The organism is Proteus appendicitidis (assembly GCF_030271835.1).
Taxonomy (GTDB): domain Bacteria; phylum Pseudomonadota; class Gammaproteobacteria; order Enterobacterales; family Enterobacteriaceae; genus Proteus; species Proteus appendicitidis.
Map to the genome: position 1 here is coordinate 466,242 of NZ_CP127389.1, position 17,440 is coordinate 483,681.

Annotated in this window: 13 protein-coding genes; 10 read left to right on the plus strand and 3 right to left on the minus strand. The window is 41.0% G+C overall.

Annotated elements, in window-relative coordinates; genetic code table 11:
• The first annotated feature begins 5 nt into the window (after positions 1–5).
• The 4 genes from QQS39_RS02290 (at position 6) to QQS39_RS02305 (ending at position 4,666) form a co-directional block, all read left to right on the plus strand.
• Positions 6–1,583 (plus strand): 5-oxoprolinase subunit B/C family protein, encoded by a 1,578-nt coding sequence (locus QQS39_RS02290; protein ID WP_285805307.1) that lies wholly within the window; start codon positions 6–8, stop codon positions 1,581–1,583.
• Between the two features lie 16 nt (positions 1,584–1,599).
• A complete protein-coding gene (locus QQS39_RS02295) occupies positions 1,600–3,351 on the plus strand; it encodes an acetyl/propionyl/methylcrotonyl-CoA carboxylase subunit alpha (protein WP_285805308.1) in 1,752 nt (583 codons plus the stop codon).
• 182 nt (positions 3,352–3,533) lie between these two features.
• On the plus strand, positions 3,534–4,331 hold the full coding sequence (locus QQS39_RS02300) for a sulfite exporter TauE/SafE family protein (RefSeq protein ID WP_285805309.1): 798 nt from the start codon (positions 3,534–3,536) through the stop codon (positions 4,329–4,331).
• A gap of 104 nt (positions 4,332–4,435) precedes the next feature.
• Positions 4,436–4,666, plus strand: a complete 231-nt coding sequence (locus QQS39_RS02305; RefSeq protein WP_023583672.1) for a hypothetical protein — start codon at positions 4,436–4,438, stop codon at positions 4,664–4,666.
• 38 nt (positions 4,667–4,704) lie between these two features.
• Here QQS39_RS02305 and QQS39_RS02310 read toward each other — a convergent pair whose 3' ends face one another.
• Entirely contained in the window at positions 4,705–5,145 is a 441-nt protein-coding gene (locus QQS39_RS02310; RefSeq protein WP_285805310.1) for a PACE efflux transporter, read from the minus strand.
• A 110-nt stretch (positions 5,146–5,255) separates the two neighbouring features.
• Between QQS39_RS02310 and QQS39_RS02315 the strand changes: the two genes are divergently transcribed.
• Positions 5,256–6,158, plus strand: a complete 903-nt coding sequence (locus QQS39_RS02315; protein ID WP_151434116.1) for a LysR family transcriptional regulator — start codon at positions 5,256–5,258, stop codon at positions 6,156–6,158.
• Here the strand turns inward: QQS39_RS02315 and narL are convergent.
• Both narL and narX read right to left on the minus strand, forming a co-directional pair.
• Complete coding sequence (gene narL, locus QQS39_RS02320) at positions 6,155–6,808, minus strand: two-component system response regulator NarL (protein WP_151436709.1); 654 nt, start codon at positions 6,806–6,808, stop codon at positions 6,155–6,157. The two genes, QQS39_RS02315 and narL, sit on opposite strands and share 4 nt — an antisense overlap.
• 25 nt (positions 6,809–6,833) lie before the next feature.
• Positions 6,834–8,639, minus strand: coding sequence for a nitrate/nitrite two-component system sensor histidine kinase NarX (narX, locus tag QQS39_RS02325; protein ID WP_285805311.1), 1,806 nt, complete (start codon positions 8,637–8,639; stop codon positions 6,834–6,836).
• Between the two features lie 297 nt (positions 8,640–8,936).
• Here narX and QQS39_RS02330 point away from each other — a divergent pair, with 297 nt between their 5' ends.
• From QQS39_RS02330 to narI, 5 genes are read left to right on the plus strand one after another with little or no spacing between them, the layout of a single operon-like run.
• On the plus strand, positions 8,937–10,331 hold the full coding sequence (locus QQS39_RS02330; RefSeq protein ID WP_151434118.1) for a NarK family nitrate/nitrite MFS transporter: 1,395 nt from the start codon (positions 8,937–8,939) through the stop codon (positions 10,329–10,331).
• A gap of 52 nt (positions 10,332–10,383) precedes the next feature.
• Complete coding sequence (locus QQS39_RS02335) at positions 10,384–14,145, plus strand: nitrate reductase subunit alpha (RefSeq protein WP_151434119.1); 3,762 nt, start codon at positions 10,384–10,386, stop codon at positions 14,143–14,145.
• Entirely contained in the window at positions 14,145–15,698 is a 1,554-nt protein-coding gene (narH, locus tag QQS39_RS02340) for a nitrate reductase subunit beta (RefSeq protein ID WP_088493882.1), read from the plus strand. The genes QQS39_RS02335 and narH overlap by 1 nt, the downstream gene beginning before the upstream one ends.
• Positions 15,698–16,423, plus strand: coding sequence for a nitrate reductase molybdenum cofactor assembly chaperone (gene narJ / locus QQS39_RS02345; RefSeq protein WP_285805312.1), 726 nt, complete (start codon positions 15,698–15,700; stop codon positions 16,421–16,423). Before narH ends, narJ begins: the two co-directional genes overlap by 1 nt.
• Positions 16,420–17,097 carry a respiratory nitrate reductase subunit gamma gene (narI, locus tag QQS39_RS02350; protein ID WP_285805313.1) on the plus strand — a complete coding sequence of 226 codons (678 nt, stop codon included), beginning with the start codon at positions 16,420–16,422 and terminating at the stop codon, positions 17,095–17,097. Before narJ ends, narI begins: the two co-directional genes overlap by 4 nt.
• The last annotated feature ends 343 nt before the right edge of the window (positions 17,098–17,440 follow it).

Consider the following 17,440-nt stretch of genomic DNA (forward strand, 5'->3'; position numbering starts at 1 on the left):
ATACTTTGCGCTTTTTACCCGTTAACTTATCTCATGTACTTGTCGAGCTATCCTCTTTAAAAGAGACGCTTGCCTTGTATGAATCCATTAAACAAGCCGATATTGCTGCTATTCAAGATATTGTTCCCGCAGCGAAAACACTCTTAATTCACTATACGCCGTGGCTAATCACGGCTGAAGAACTTGTGTGTCAGATCCGACAATTAGAAGTTAAAGCGATATCAGCTCGTCAAACACAATCATTAACGATCCCTGTTCATTATCAAGGTGAAGATCTTAATGAGGTTGCTGAATTATTAGGGATCTCAACCAGTGAGGTGATCCGCAGACACACAGAACAAACCTATCAAGTCGCATTCACCGGTTTTGCGCCAGGTTTTGCCTATTTGATTGCAGATGAAACCCAGCTCTATGTGCCTCGTCGTAAAACACCTCGTACACGCATTCCAGCAGGTTCAGTCGGATTAGCTGGCGAGTTTAGTGGGATTTACCCGCAACAAAGCCCCGGTGGTTGGCAACTTATTGGCACCACAGAAATAAAAATGTGGGATCTTTCTCGTGAACAACCCGCTTTTCTATTACCGGGTAATGAAGTGCATTTTGTTGATGCTCAAAAAGCTCCAATGACAGTTTCATTACCAGAGAAAAAATCAGCAGTGGCTTCTCCACTCTCGTTAAATGATAAAGGTTTATATGTTATTTCCGCGGGGCTACAGACTTTATTTCAAGATGAAGGACGTATTGGTGCGGCATCAATGGGGGTTTCAGCGTCTGGCGCACTCGATAAACCCGCCTTACATGCAGCTAATCGCCTAGTGGGTAATCCTATCTCATTTGTGGCACTTGAAATAACGCAAGGTGGATTGGCGCTTAAAGCACGACAAGACTGCGTGATTGCTTTAACAGGGGCAGATTGTTCTATTACGCTAAAACATGAGTCGGGTGAGAATGAATCCCTATCTGGTTATCAACCTATAGATATTCGTTGTGGCGATGAAATTATTTTAGGTATGCCAAAAGCGGGTGTACGTAGCTATCTAGCCGTTAGAGGTGGATTTGAATTACCAATGGTTTTAGGTAGTCATGCGTTTGATACTTTAGCGCAAATTGGTCCTAATGCTTTACAAGAAGGTGACGTGCTTCATCTTAATCACGAAAGTACGCTAAATGGGATTATTACTGAGGAACAACCTACATCAACACTGCCAAAACAAGATGATATTGTAACACTGGATGTTGTTCTAGGTCCTCGTACAGACTGGTTTACAACGGACGCTATCAAGACGTTAACGTCTCAATTATGGCAAGTGACACCACAGTCGAATCGTATTGGTTTACGTTTATTGGGTGAAACACCTCTTGCACGAGAGCAACAACAAGAGTTATCAAGTGAAGGCACTTGCATTGGTGCAATACAAGTTCCGATTAATGGGCAACCTGTTTTGTTTCTTAACGATCACCCTTTAACAGGGGGATACCCTGTTATCGGTGCTGTTGCGGAATATCACTTACCTCTCGCAGGGCAGATCCCTGTTAACGCTAAAATTCGTTTTAATCCAATTACCGAGTTTCAAGAATATTGATAGGAGAATGCCACTCATGACAACAATTAACCAAAAACAACGAGTGAAGCATAGAGTACTGATTGCCAACCGAGGCGAAATTGCAGTTCGTATCATTCGTGCTTGTCAGGACTATGGTGCGACTTCCATCGCTATTTATGCCAATGATGATATTGATGCACTGCACGTTCGTCTTGCTGATGAAGCTTATGGGCTTAATGGTAATTTGCCGAAAGAGAGCTATCTAGATATTAATAAAATTATTGATATTGCTCATAAAGCCAATGCCACGATGATCCATCCCGGTTACGGTTTTCTTTCTGAGCGAGCTGATTTTGCAAAAGCGGTACAAGACGCAGGATTTATTTGGATTGGACCTAATCCAGAAACGATTGAAGTGCTTGGCGACAAAGTTAAAGCCCGTAAAATTGCACAATCTGTTGGTGCTCCTCTTGTAAATGGTACGGCTGATCCGGTTAATGATGCCAAAGAGGTTCTAGATTTTGCTAAACAATATGGTTTACCTGTCGCAATTAAAGCCGCTTTTGGTGGTGGTGGTCGGGGATTAAAGATAGCTCATAAAATGGAAGAGATTGAAGAGCTGTATCATTCTGCTGTGCGAGAAGCAGTAACAGCCTTTGGACGTGGCGAATGTTATGTCGAGCAATTCCTTGATAAACCTCGCCATATTGAAGCACAAATTATTGCCGATAAACTGGGTAGTGTTGTGGTTGTAGGAACGCGAGACTGTTCATTACAGCGTCGTAATCAGAAGTTAATTGAAGAAGCACCCGCGCCTTATTTAACGGATGAACAACGTCAACGTATTCATCAGTCAGCTAAAGATATTTGTGCTAAAGCGGGCTATGTAGGTGCGGGTACGGTCGAGTTTTTATTAAGTGCCAACGGCACTATCTCCTTTCTTGAAGTAAATACGCGTTTACAAGTAGAGCACCCAGTTACCGAAGAAACCGCAGGTATCGATTTAGTGATTGAGCAGTTACGTATTGCGGAAGGTTTACCTCTAAGTATTGATAAAACGCCTGTTCCGCGCGGTCACTCTTTTGAATTTAGGATCAATGCGGAAGATCCCGCCAAAGGCTTTTTACCTACACCGGGTTTAATTACACATTTCTCTCAGCCTTCAGGCCCAGGTGTGCGTGTAGATAGTGGAGTTGCTGAAAATAATCATGTTTCACGTCAATTTGATTCCATGATGGCGAAATTAATCGTCACTGGAGCAACGCGTGAACAAGCTATTTCTCGTGCTCGTCGAGCGTTATCTGAGTTTAAAATTGAAGGTGTGGCAAGCGTATTGCCTTTCCATTGTGAAATGATGGAACATACCGATTTTACTGAAGATTTCAGCGTACATACCCGTTGGATTGAAACTGATTTTCAAGCAAAAAATACCCATTTCCCTCGTAGTACATCGGCAAAAAATGAAGAACTTGTGCGTACCTTTATTGAAATTGATGGTCGTCGTCACGAATTAGCCTTACCAGCTCAATTACTTTCTCTCTCTGCGGTAATACCAACAGCTATTGGTGCGAGCCATGAACATGAGAAAAAAGAGAATGAAAAAGCCGTTACTGCACCCATTTCTGGCGTATTGCATAGCTGGGTTTTATCTGATGGCGACAAAGTCAAAGAAGGTGATGTTATTGCTATTATGGAAGCCATGAAAATGGAAGTTCAGGTTGTGGCTTCTCGTAATGGTGTGTTACTGCAAAAAGCAAAAACAGGTGATTATTTTTCAGCAGAAACCATTTTGGCTGAAATTAACTAACTGATTAATCAATAAAATATCTTTTTCAGCATTCGCTCTTTAATATGAATTAACCTCATATTAAGGAGCTTTTTTATAATAACGGTATTTATATTCCTATTTGTTATATCTAATTCCTTTTGGTTATAAGTTATTTTGCCTATAATCGAAGCTTGTGAAATTTTGAGCAAAAAGGAAATAAGATGTTGCTTGTAACACAACTGCTTATTGGCGCTACGATAGGGTTAGTTATTACAACAACGGGTGTTGGCGGTGGTGTTATTTTATTGCCAGTTCTTATTTATCTTTTTGGTATGAATGCACTCGCAGCAGTTGCGACAGCAAATTTACTTTCTATGCTAATGAAGCTCTCATCTTCTTATATCCATTTTCGTTTAGGCAATATTCCATTAAAACCCGCACTATTAATTTTGGGGATCATGTTTCCGGCAACATTCTTGGCGAGTTATGGCGTGACATGGCTGGGATCACAACCTCAATATTATGATCGTGTTGAATCTGGTATTAATATTTTAATGATTGTGGCTATCGTATTTTCATTGATCTTATTTTTACAGAGAATGATAAGAAGAACAGCAATCTCAGATCCTTTAATTGTTTTGCCATCTCCTTCATCCGTCACTTTTTCTTCTTTATTTGTACCGGGAGTCAGTGCTGGATTTGTACTGGGTGCAACTGGCGTAGGAGGGGGATTAGTCGTATTACCAGTATTAATGCGCTTTGCACAAATGGGAATAAAAGAAGCGATTGGCACATCTATTTTTATTACCACGATCCTCTCTGGTGGATCAGCTATCGCTTATAGTGCTGGTGGTTATACCGATGTTCACACGGCACTTATTCTTTGCTTAGGCTCCTTAATCTCCATTCCATTAGCACGCTATTTACTTGTGTATTTATCAGAGCGTTTTTTCCAATATTTGACACTGTCTTTTATTCTGATCAGCATCATTATGATGAGTTGGAAATTAATAAATTAACTTAATGTAATATCGAGTGAGTCAATCTTTCTCTTATTACCTTTAGTTAGACTAAACTTATTCTATCATCATTAGATTAACTACTAAGAGTAAGTAAAAACGAGATGAACATTAAAATAGGTGATGAATTTTTAGTTTATATGGCGCTGGGTGAAGAGAGCTATATGAAAGAGTATTACCGTGTGATTGAAATTGATCCAACGCTTTCTCAAGTAACAGGTAAATTACTAAGAAGAACGACAGCGGATGATAAAAATATTGGTTTAGGTCGTTGTGAGTTAGAAGGCGGTATTGAGCAATTCGCGTTAGAAGATATTTATCCTGTTAAAGAGTGATCCGTTATTGGGATCACTCTCCTTACTTAATTTGTCGCTTAGGCTACGGGTGCATTCTCTGGTAATGCCGATTTTGGTAAGCCAAACACTTTGTCAAATATCCAGTTATAAACGAAGGTATAACAAGGGATGATGATGATCAGTGCAAAATCCATAACTAACGCTTGCCATAACGAAACATTCAGCCACCATGCTATTAATGGAATTAAATAGAGCACTAGTGTTAGCTGAAATCCAATCGCATGTACTAAACGGCGTCTAAAAGTTCTGATCCTTGAAACTTGTCGGCTCTCCCAAAATTCAAATATGCAGTTATAAATAAAATTCCAACTTACCGCGATTGTTGTGATCACAAGCGCTAGTGGACCAGTTACTGCAGTTGAGCTATCAGCTAAAAGGGCAAGCCCGACTGATGAAATAATCCAGCCAAAAATTTCATAAGCTGTCACGTAGACAATTTTTCGTTTGATACCTTGCATTGCGTTCTCTTTTTCTGTGGATCTGTGTCGTTAAGCATCGTAAGATAAATCAGTAAGAATGATAGAAAAAGTTAGCTAGTATCAATTTGATTGAAACATCAGGAGTGAACATGCAGTTCTCAAGTGAACATATTGCGATATTTTTAGCCGTGATGGATAAGGGATCTTTCTCAGCTGCTGCACGTTCATTAAAACGCGTTCCATCAGCAGTCAGTATGGCGATTGCTAATATGGAAGCTGAATTAGGTTATGCGCTGTTTGAGCGTTCATCACGCGAGCCTCAGCCAACTGAAAAAGCCAAAGCACTGGAACCTCATGCCAGAATGATCGCTGAGCAATTAAAATTATTGCAAGTGCATGCACAAGAGCTTTCGATGGATCTTGAAAGTGTCTTAAATATTGGTGTTGCGGCTGATATTAATCCTGATTATTTATTACCTGCATTATCTGAATTAACGCAACGTTATCCATTACTTAATGTGAATGTGATAACCGCGGCGCAAGATGACATTATTGAGATGTTGCATTCGCATAAAATTCAATTAAGCCTCGTTTATGGGGGCTTGTATGTGAATGGTGATGAACAATTTCAATATCTTGGCTCTGAGTCATTGGTAGCAACAATATCTGCAAGCCATATTGCATTAGCACATCCATCTGGCGTATTTATTGAAGATCTTGTCAATGTGCGCCAAATAATGATCGCAAGTCACACCAAAGAGCTTAGAGATGTACGCTCATTAGTCGCGACAAATTATTGGCAAACCGATAGTTTTCAAATGGCTTTGGGTATGGTTGAAGCGGGAATGGGATGGGGAAATTTACCGTATTCGCTGATTTATACTCAATTGCAAAAAGGTAAATTAAAACAGCTTCAGTTTAAGAATACCAAAAATGAGTTACGATTGCCTATTCATGCCATGTGGCTAAAAGGGGAGTCGTTACAAAAGGGGGCAAAAGAGCTAGTGGAGCTGATGAGCACTCACCAGCCCGTTGTACCTAACTTTAATTAATCGACACGTTGTTGATGAACCCAAACAGCGACTTCAACACGAGATTTCAGCTTCATCTTTTTCAGCAGATGTTTTACATGCACTTTGACCGTACTTTCTGTGATATCAAGCTTACGTGCGATCATTTTATTTGATAACCCTTGCGCGATCAGCTTTAAAATATCGCGTTCACGCGGGGTGAGTTGTTCAATATCACGCTCACCTTCAGAACGATCTTCACGTAATGATTCGGCTAAAATAGGGGTTAATGCAGGGCTGACAACCATTTTTCCGGCAGCCGCCTGTTTTAGAGACGCAAGTAATTCTTCAGGCTCCATATCTTTTAAAAGATAGCCATCGGCACCACGTTTTAGCGCTGTGACTAAATCATCACTATAATTTGATACGCTGAAAACAACGATCCGACCTGATAACGACTTTAATCGCAGTTGATCAAGTGTTTCAAAACCATTCATTCCTGGCATATTCAGATCGAGTAAGATTAAGTCAGGATCTAGCTCTTCAGCTAGTTTCACACCTTGAATACCATCTCCCGCTTCCCCAACGACAGTGAGTGTTGTATCAAGACTTAAAAGTTGTTTTACACCATTGCGTAGCATCGGGTGATCATCAATGAGTAAAATTGTCGCTTTTTCTGTGGGTGATCCCATATTATTCATTACGACTTGCTCCAATTTAGATAGGGTCTTTATGAGTAGTTATTAATGGAAATTTAACAAATACTTGAGTACCGCCCTGTTCGCGTACTTTTATAGTATAAGAACCATTTAAGCTATTTGCGCGTTCACGCATAATAATAAGACCATAATGATTTAGTTTTTCAGGCTCTGGGCTAATGCCTTCACCATTATCATTAATTTTGAGTTCAACCATGCCATTATCAAGCGATAAAGAGACCTCTGCCCAATTGGCATTGGCATGTTGCAAAATATTGTTTAATGCTTCACGTACAATTTGAACGACATGAATACTTTGATGCGAATTTACGCATTTTGCAGGGAGTTGGTAGTCAAAATTAATCGTAAAACCGAGGCGCTGATTAAATTCGTTCAGCGTACTTTCTAATGCGGCTAATAAGCCTGGCTCCGTAAGTTTTAAACGAAATGTGGTTAATAATTCTCTTAGTTGGCGATAAGCAACATTAAGCTCCTCTCTCATTTCTTTGAGTAGTTTTTGGCAATTATTGGGTAAGGTTTCTGACTGCATTTGCAAATAGCTGACTTGCATTTTTAAACAAGAAAGTGATTGTGCAATGGAGTCATGTAACTCACGGGCAATTGCCGAACGTTCATCCATTAATAAAAGCTGTTGTTGTTGTTCGTTTTGTTGTTCCATTGCCAGCATGGCTGAAATTTGTTTTGTCAGTAAAATCATTAAATTATTTTGTTCATCGGTTAACTCTGTGTTTTCAGGTAACTGTATAACAAATAATCCATAACGATGAATTTGATCGGCTAATTCCCAATGTAATAATTCATTATTTAGTGGTGTATTAATGGGGGGATTATCTTCACAACGCTCACATTGCTGATCAGGACAGTGATGAGGGCGCGATTGTGGTGCTAGGCTAACTTCATTAAACAGTGTGTGATGATTATCTTCATATAAACGTATTTGCAAATAGCTATCAGGAATAATTTGTTGAAGTTCAAATAATATCTGTCTTAATCGAGCGCAAAGAGGTGCAGAGGAGTGTAATTGTTGGCTTGAATGATAGAGGTAAGAGAGCACTTTATTTTTCTGTTGTAAGTCGTGCGTTTTTTCAACCACTCTTTTTTCTAACTCGCTATACAGTGTAGAAAGCTCTTCTGACATGGTATTGAGTGCGATACCCAATGTGGCAATTTCATCATGGTGTGTACGTTGGTGGAAACGAGCTGAAAAATTACCATGACCAATCGAATTAGCCATCGCCATAAGTTGTTGCCAAGGATGTAATAAACGGCGACGGAAATGCCAAACAGAGCCAAACAGCAATAACAGTGTCAGCGCAGTGAAAATAAGCTGGGTATAAGCCACCAGCCTGATTTTTTGCTCTGTTAGCTGGTCGATACTTAATACTAATTTATCTAGCTGTGAAACAAAAAAGATAACTTCTTCTTTTGCATCATCCCGTTGTTTTGCATAGAGCAATGTTGGTTTTAAAGTCTCTTTCCAGTAAGTATTTAGTTGAGCATATTGTGATTGTAGCGATTCATTGCTTAAGACTTGAAGTAATTCACCACTGTCTAAATCGGTTTCTAATTCGTGAAGATAATAACGATGTTGTTCATCTAGCGGTAAAGCAGATAACAAGCGATAGCTTTGCATACGCAAAGAGCCTGATTTATTAATCGCATGGGCATTACCTTGCACACTTAGAATAATGTGGTTAGAAATCGCCATCCCCACCACACCCAATAGGGTGAAAAGTAACATTAATATTGCGATTTGATTAATAATTGAAAAACGGTAATGCCATTGGATTTTATGAGTGCTCATCGTTATTTTTCCAAATTTATTCAGGCGCTATCTTGCCTTAAAAAGGCATCAAATGTCATATACTACTAAAGTATTACTCCTAAATATCTGACAGGGATAATTTCACTTGTAAATTACAATAATCTTAATTTAACTTATTAATTTAAAATGAAAAATTAATAGTAACCCTATTAATACTTAGGTATAAATAACAACTTTAGCTTAAAAATCAAACAAATCTTTGCTTGATGCAGATCATGACTAATTAACAATTCTAATCGTAAAAAGGTGCCAATCTAACCGTTAATCGAGGTTGTTATGGCACTCACTCAACACCCAAAAAAAATGAGAAAAGGGGTGATCGAAGATTGGCATCCTGAAGATAAAGCTTTTTGGGAAAAAACTGGTCAAAAGATCGCTTCACGCAATTTATGGATTTCTGTTCCTTGTTTACTCTTATCATTCTGCGTATGGATGCTTTTTAGTGCAGTTGCAGTAAATTTGAACAAAGTCGGCTTTAACTTTACCACAGATCAGCTATTTATGCTGACTGCGCTGCCTTCTGTTTCTGGTGCTATTTTGCGCGTTCCTTATTCATTTGTTATTCCAATCTTTGGTGGTCGTCGCTGGACTGCAATCAGCACCGTATTCCTCATCATCCCTTGTATTTGGCTTGGCTTTGCAGTGCAAGATACCACAACGACTTACTCAACCTTTATTGTGATTTCACTGCTATGTGGTTTCGCAGGTGCAAATTTTGCTTCCAGTATGGCAAATATCAGCTTTTTCTTCCCTAAAGCACGTCAAGGCGGTGCATTAGGATTAAATGGTGGGTTAGGTAATCTTGGCGTAAGCGTTATGCAATTAATCGCCCCATTAGTTATTGGTGTGGGTGTTTTTGCAATGTTTAGTGGTCCCGGTGTTGTTCAACCTGATGGTTCGCACTTATGGTTAGAAAATGCGGCATGGGTTTGGGTGCCTTTCTTATTGTTTTTTACCTTTGCTGCTTGGTTTGGCATGAATGATCTTGCCGCGAATAAAGCCTCGTTAAGCCAGCAATTACCCGTATTAAAACGGGGTCACCTCTGGCTATTAAGTATTTTATATCTGTGTTCTTTTGGTTCATTTATTGGTTTCTCTGCGGGTTTTGCAATGTTATCAAAAACCCAATTCCCAGATATCGTTATTCTGCATTATGCCTTCTTTGGACCTTTATTAGGGGCTTTAGCACGTCCTGTCGGTGGTGCGCTTTCTGATAAATTTGGTGGCATTCGAGTTACGCTGATTAACTTTATCCTCATGGCAATATTCTCTGCATTACTCTTTTTAACGCTACCTGAAAACGGTGCTGGTGGTTCGTTTATCGCCTTCTACGGTGTCTTTATGGTGCTGTTTTTAACCGCGGGTTTAGGCAGTGGTTCTACATTCCAAATGATTGCCGTGGTGTTTAGAAAAGTCACTGTTGATCGCATGAAAGCTCAAGGTGCCACCGATGAAGCGGCTCAAAAAGAAGCGGTAACAGAAAGTGCCGCAGCACTTGGCTTTATCTCTGCCATCGGTGCAATTGGTGGTTTCTTTATTCCTAAAGCCTTTGGTACATCACTGGCTATGACTGGCTCTCCTGCCGGTGCCATGAAAATCTTTGTTCTATTTTATATCGCCTGCGTCTTGATCACTTGGTTGGTCTATGGACGTAAACACAATAAACAATAATGACGAATTATACGCAATGTGAGAGCGCTCGCGCGCATTGGGAGAGTATCTGATGAGTAAGTTTCTCGATAGATTCCGCTATTTCAAACAACTTGGTGATACCTTTTCAAAGGATCATGGCCAAGAGCTAAATGTTAACCGCGATTGGGAAGATGGTTATCGCAGTCGCTGGCAGCACGACAAAATTGTTCGTTCTACTCACGGCGTAAACTGTACTGGCTCTTGTAGCTGGAAAATTTACGTTAAAAATGGGTTAGTGACATGGGAAACCCAACAAACAGACTACCCGCGTACACGTCCTGATTTACCAGATCACGAGCCTCGTGGTTGCCCTCGTGGTGCAAGTTATTCATGGTATTTATATAGTGCGAACCGCGTTAAATACCCAATGGTACGTAAACGCCTCATTAAATTATGGCGTGAAGCCAAAGCACAACATAGCGATCCCGTTGATGCATGGGCTTCTATTGTTAACGCGCCAGAAAAAACCAAAAGCTATAAGCAAGCGCGTGGGCGTGGGGGTTTTGTCCGATCTTCATGGTCAGAAGTGAATGAAATCATTGCAGCTTCGAACGTGTTTACAGCAAAAGAGTTTGGCCCTGATCGTATTATCGGCTTCTCGCCAATTCCTGCTATGTCGATGGTGTCATATGCGGCAGGCGCGCGTTATTTATCGCTTATCGGTGGCGCATGTTTAAGTTTCTACGATTGGTATTGTGACTTACCACCTGCATCTCCAATGACTTGGGGTGAGCAAACAGACGTACCTGAATCAGCAGACTGGTATAACTCTTCTTATCTGATTGCGTGGGGTTCTAACGTACCTCAAACCCGTACTCCTGATGCGCACTTCTTTACCGAAGTTCGTTATAAAGGCACTAAAACTGTTGCCGTAACGCCAGATTACGCTGAAATTGCAAAGCTCTGTGACCAATGGTTAAACCCAAAACAAGGTACAGACAGCGCCATGGCAATGGCGATGGGACACGTTATTCTTAGCGAATTCCACGTTAAACGCCAAACAGAATATTTCCGCAACTATGTGCGCACTTACACTGATATGCCAATGTTGGTGATGCTAGATAAGCACGACTCAGGCAAGCTAGTTGCAGGTCGTATGTTGCGTGCTTCTGATTTAGTGAACAACCTGGATCAAGAGAAAAATCCAGAGTGGAAAACTATTGCAATTGATGAGCAAACCCAACAATTGGTTGCGCCTCAAGGCTCGATGGGCTTTCGTTGGGAAGGCGTGGCTAAATGGAACCTAGAGCCTAAAGATGGCAAAAGTGGCGAAAATGTCACATTGCAATTAGGTCTTTTAGATAATCATGATGATGTTGTTGATGTCGCATTCCCTTATTTCGGTGGCATTAAAAGCGAATATTTTGAAGGTGTTGCGCTTGATGATGTGCTTGTTCACAAGCTACCCGTTAAACGTATTACACTTGCTAATGGTGAAGAGAAATACATCACAACAGTCTATGACTTATTGTTAGCCAACTACGGGGTTGATCGCGGTTTAAATGATGAAAACTGTGCGTCAAACTACGATGAAATCAAAGCATATTCACCTGCATGGGCTGAAAAAGTCACAGGCGTAAGTCGCCAAGATATCACTCGTATAGCGCGTGAATTTGCGGATAACGCAGAAAAAACACATGGTCGTTCAATGGTGATTGTGGGAGCGGGTATTAACCACTGGTATCACATGGATATGACGTATCGTGGCATTATCAATATGCTGATTTTCTGTGGTTGCGTTGGTCAAAGTGGTGGCGGTTGGGCGCACTATGTTGGACAAGAAAAACTGCGCCCACAAACCGGTTGGTTGCCATTAGCCTTTGGTCTTGACTGGCAGCGTCCGCCTCGTCATATGAATAGCACGTCATTTTTCTATAACCACTCAAGTCAGTGGCGTTATGAAACCGTATCACCAACAGAGTTGTTATCGCCATTAGCGGATAAATCTCGCTTTAGCGGTAGTTTGGTCGATATGAACGTGCGTTCAGAACGTATGGGCTGGTTACCTTCCGCGCCTCAATTAAACTTAAACCCGCTGTCTATTGCGAAAAAAGCGCAAGAGGCGGGCGTGAGTGCCGCGGATTACACCGTTAATGCATTGAAATCAGGTGAAATCCGCTTTGCTTCAGAACAACCTGATAACCCACAAAATTTCCCACGTAATTTATTTATCTGGCGTTCTAACTTGTTAGGTTCGGCGGGTAAAGGGCATGAGTATTTACTGAAATACTTGCTGGGAACTGAAAATGGATTACAAGGTAAAGATTTAGGCGAACAAGGCCAAGTTAAGCCACAAGAAGTGGAATGGCAAGATAAAGGCGGTGAAGGTAAAGTTGATTTAGTGGTGACTTTAGACTTCCGTATGTCAAGTACCTGTCTCTTCTCAGATATCGTTTTACCAACCGCAACATGGTATGAAAAAGATGATATGAATACCTCGGATATGCATCCATTTATTCATCCATTAACAGCCGCGGTTGATCCTGCTTGGGAATCTAAAACAGACTGGGAAATTTATAAAGGTATCGCTAAAACCTTCTCTAAATTGTGCGTAGGTCATTTAGGGGTTGAAACCGATTTAGTGACATTACCTATTCAGCATGACTCTGCCGCTGAAATGGCTCAGCCTTTTGATGTGAAAGATTGGAAAAAAGGTGAATGTGATCTTATTCCGGGTAAAACAGCACCGCATCTTATTCCTGTTGAGCGTGATTATCCTAATACTTATGCCCGCTTTACCTCTTTAGGTCCTCTGTTAGATAAGTTAGGAAATGGCGGTAAAGGGATCAGTTGGAATACACAGGCAGAAGTCGATTTCCTGAAAAAACTTAACCGTGTTCGTCATGATGGCGCAGCAAAAGGGCGTCCAGCGATTGAAACCGCGATTGATGCAGCCGAAGTTATCCTCTCTTTAGCCCCTGAAACTAACGGTCAGGTGGCGGTAAAAGCGTGGGATGCACTCAGTAAAGTGACAGGGCGCGATCACACTCATTTAGCTAAAGTCAAAGAAGACGAGAAAATTCGTTTCCGCGATATCGTTGCTCAACCTCGTAAGATCATTTCAAGCCCTACATGGTCTGGTCTTGAAGATGAGCATGTCTCTTATAACGCCTGTTATACCAACGTTCACGAGATGATCCCTTGGCGTACTTTAAGTGGTCGTCAGCAGTTGTATCAAGATCACGAGTGGATGCGTGCTTATGGTGAAAGTTTAGTGGTTTATCGTCCACCAATTGATACTAAGGCGATTGATGCGGTTAAAGGTAAAAAACCAAATGGTTTCCCTGAAAAAGCGCTGAACTTCCTAACGCCTCACCAAAAATGGGGTATTCACTCAACGTATAGCGATAACTTACTGATGTTAACGCTCGGTCGTGGTGGCCCTGTGGTTTGGCTGAGTGAAGATGATGCTAAAGAGATGGGAATTCGTGATAACGATTGGGTTGAAGCTTATAACAGTAACGGTGCATTAACCGCCAGAGCGATTGTCAGCCAACGTATTCCTGATGGCATGATTTATATGTATCACGCACAAGAACGCCAAATAAACCTGCCAGGATCTGAAATAACAGGAATGCGTGGCGGTATTCACAACTCTGTGACGCGTGTTTGTCCTAAACCAACTCATATGATTGGTGGATATGCTCAGTTGGCTTATAGCTTTAACTATTACGGCACTGTGGGTTCTAACCGTGATGAGTTTGTTGTGGTGCGTAAAATGAAACAGATTGATTGGCTTGATGGTGAAGGTGATGCTTATCAACAGACCCTGAATGGACAGGAGAAGGCATAATGAAAATTCGTTCACAAGTCGGTATGGTACTGAACCTCGACAAATGTATCGGTTGCCATACCTGTTCAGTAACCTGTAAAAATGTTTGGACCAGTCGCGAAGGTGTTGAATACGCATGGTTCAATAACGTTGAAACCAAGCCGGGTACAGGGTATCCCCAAAATTGGGAAGACCAAGAGAAGTGGAAAGGTGGCTGGATCAAAAATATCAAAGGTAAATTAGTACCAAGAATGGGCAACCGTGTTGGTCTATTATCTAAAATTTTTGCCAACCCAGATGTTCCCGCATTAGATGACTACTATGAGCCATTTGATTATGACTATGAGCATTTAAAAAATGCGCCAGAAGGCTCCTTACCGACGGCTCGTCCTCGTTCGCTGATCACTGGTCAGCGCATGACCAAAATCGAAAAAGGTCCAAACTGGGAAGATGATTTAGGGGGCGAATTTAGTAAACGCGCTGCGGATAAAAACTTCGCCAATATGCAAAAAGAGATGTATGGGCAGTTTGAAAATACATTCATGATGTATTTACCGCGTTTATGTGAACACTGCTTAAATCCTGCTTGTGTTGCGACATGTCCAAGTGGTGCGATTTATAAACGCGCTGAAGATGGCATTGTGCTTATCGACCAAGATAAATGCCGTGGATGGCGCATGTGTTTAACTGGATGCCCATACAAAAAAATCTACTTCAACTGGAAAAGTGGTAAGTCAGAAAAATGTATTTTCTGTTATCCACGTATTGAAGCTGGTCAGCCAACACTGTGCTCAGAAACTTGTGTCGGACGTATTCGTTATCTGGGTGTGATGCTGTATGACGCAGATAAAATCTCACAAGCTGCCAGTGCGGATAATGAAAAGGATTTATACCAAAGCCAATTAGATATCTTCTTAGATCCCTTTGATCCTGAAGTGATCAAAGCGGCTGAAGAGCAAGGTATTCCATTAAGTGTGATTGATGCAGCACAGCGTTCGCCTGTTTACAAAATGGCGGTAGATTGGAAGCTGGCATTACCACTGCACCCTGAATATCGCACCTTACCAATGGTTTGGTATGTACCACCTTTGTCACCAATTCAGTCTGCTGCTGATGCGGGTGTGTTACCACATACAGGCGTTCTGCCTGATGTAGAAAGCTTACGTATTCCTGTGCAGTATTTAGCTAACTTGTTGACCGCGGGTGATACTGCGCCTGTGTTATTAGCATTAAAACGTATGCTAGCGATGCGTCATTATAAACGTGCTGAAACGGTAGAAGGGAAAACGGACTTAAGTGCATTAGAGCAAGTCGGTTTGACAGAAGCACAGGCTCAAGAAATGTATCGTTATCTGGCTATCGCAAATTATGAAGATCGCTTTGTTATTCCATCAAGCCATCGTGAACTTGCAAGAGAAGCTTTCCCAGAACGTAATGGTTGTGGTTTTAGCTTTGGTGATGGTTGTCATGGCAGTGATAGCAAATTTAATTTGTTTAATAGTCATCGTATTGATGCGATTGATATCACATCAAGAACACCTCAAGACGAACGCCGATCAGAGGAGAAAATATAATGATCTCTCTGAAAGTTATTTCACATCTCTTAGATTATCCCACACAAGAATTGTGGGATAACCGAGGCGAACTTATCGATGCATTACAGGAAGCTGAGGAGCTTCCTGTGACTCAAGTTGCGAAATTAATGGCATTTATTCATGCCTTAACGCAACAAGAGTTATTAGATGCGCAAGCCAATTACAGCGAGCTTTTTGATAGAGGTCGGGCGCGATCACTGCTGTTATTTGAACACGTTCATGGTGAATCTCGCGATCGTGGTCAGGCAATGGTTGATCTGCTCAATCAATATCAACAAGCAGGGATCACATTAAGTAGCCGTGAACTTCCTGACTATTTGCCGACTTACCTTGAATACCTAACGCTTTTACCGACAACCGAGTGTATTGAAGGGCTAAACAATATTGCGCCTATTTTGGCGTTACTGGGTGAGCGTTTAAAACAGCGAGGCAGTGACTATCATGCTCTCTTTGATGTGTTGCTTTGCCTTTCGCAAAGTGGATTAGAAGCATCACAACTGACGGCTCAAGTAGAAAAAGAGCCTTTAGATGATACACCAGCTGCATTAGATGCTGTGTGGGAAGAAGAACAAGTGACGTTTCTTGGAGAAGGTACGCAATGTGGCAGTGGCAAAATTAGCCAACATCAGCGCCGTTTTGCACAAGAGACGACAGTTCAATATCTCAACGTGGGGAATTCGTTGGATACGGGAGCACAAAAATGAATTACATCAATATGTTATTTTTTGATATCTATCCCTATATTGCGGGTGCCGTTTTTATTATCGGTAGCTGGTTACGCTATGACTATGGTCAATATACATGGCGTGCCGGCTCTAGCCAGATGTTAGACAAGAAAAATATGCGATTGGCTTCTAACTTATTTCATGTTGGGATCCTTGGTATTTTTGCTGGTCATTTTCTGGGAATGCTAACACCACATTGGATGTATGAATCTTTCCTGCCAATTGAATATAAACAAATTATGGCAATGGTTGGTGGTGGTACTTGTGGTGTGTTAATGCTGGTGGGGGGCGTGATGTTATTAAAACGTCGTTTAACCAATCCACGCGTTAGGGCCACATCTTCATTTGGTGACATCATGATCTTAACGCTTTTGGTTATTCAAGTCGCGTTAGGTTTACTGACAATTCCATTCTCAGCACAACATATGGATGGAAGCGAAATGATGAAGCTGGTGGCTTGGGCGCAATCCATTGTGACCTTCCACGGCGGTGCTTCTGCTCATCTTGAAGGTGTTGCATTGGTGTTTAAATTGCACATTTTCTTAGGTATGACGATTTTCTTATTGTTCCCATTCTGTCGATTAGTTCATATTTGGAGCGTGCCAGTTGAGTATTTAACTCGTCGCTATCAAATTGTGCGTAATCGTCATTAATGAATACCCATCTCCTGATAGTAAATTAGAGACCTTTTAATGCGCTTATCTCACCCCCGCCCGCGGGGGTTTTTTATTTTTTTTCCTGCTCTAAAACTTCATACAAAATTTTTGAATGGTTAAAACAATAATCTTTAGATTCATTTAAGAATGGTTGCACTTATAATTCTTTTCAACGAAATGAATTTATATAAAGCAATAAACAGTTAATTAAATATCGTGATATTTAATTAAAAATAAAGATTTATAATTTATTGTTTATTATAAATAAACTCAAATTTAAATTAATCTGAATATTGATATGTAAATTTGGTGCTATGATTTAATTGAGTCTTACCTCTAT

Coding starts and splice junctions, on each gene's coding strand:
- QQS39_RS02295 (WP_285805308.1), top strand. CDS start 1,600: ATGACAACAATTAACCAAAAACAACGAGTGAAGCATAGAGTACTGATT.
- QQS39_RS02300 (WP_285805309.1), top strand. CDS start 3,534: ATGTTGCTTGTAACACAACTGCTTATTGGCGCTACGATAGGGTTAGTT.
- QQS39_RS02305 (WP_023583672.1), top strand. CDS start 4,436: ATGAACATTAAAATAGGTGATGAATTTTTAGTTTATATGGCGCTGGGT.
- QQS39_RS02310 (WP_285805310.1), bottom strand. CDS start 5,145: ATGCAAGGTATCAAACGAAAAATTGTCTACGTGACAGCTTATGAAATT.
- QQS39_RS02315 (WP_151434116.1), top strand. CDS start 5,256: ATGCAGTTCTCAAGTGAACATATTGCGATATTTTTAGCCGTGATGGAT.
- narL (WP_151436709.1), bottom strand. CDS start 6,808: ATGGGATCACCCACAGAAAAAGCGACAATTTTACTCATTGATGATCAC.
- narX (WP_285805311.1), bottom strand. CDS start 8,639: ATGAGCACTCATAAAATCCAATGGCATTACCGTTTTTCAATTATTAAT.
- QQS39_RS02330 (WP_151434118.1), top strand. CDS start 8,937: ATGGCACTCACTCAACACCCAAAAAAAATGAGAAAAGGGGTGATCGAA.
- QQS39_RS02335 (WP_151434119.1), top strand. CDS start 10,384: ATGAGTAAGTTTCTCGATAGATTCCGCTATTTCAAACAACTTGGTGAT.
- narH (WP_088493882.1), top strand. CDS start 14,145: ATGAAAATTCGTTCACAAGTCGGTATGGTACTGAACCTCGACAAATGT.
- narJ (WP_285805312.1), top strand. CDS start 15,698: ATGATCTCTCTGAAAGTTATTTCACATCTCTTAGATTATCCCACACAA.
- narI (WP_285805313.1), top strand. CDS start 16,420: ATGAATTACATCAATATGTTATTTTTTGATATCTATCCCTATATTGCG.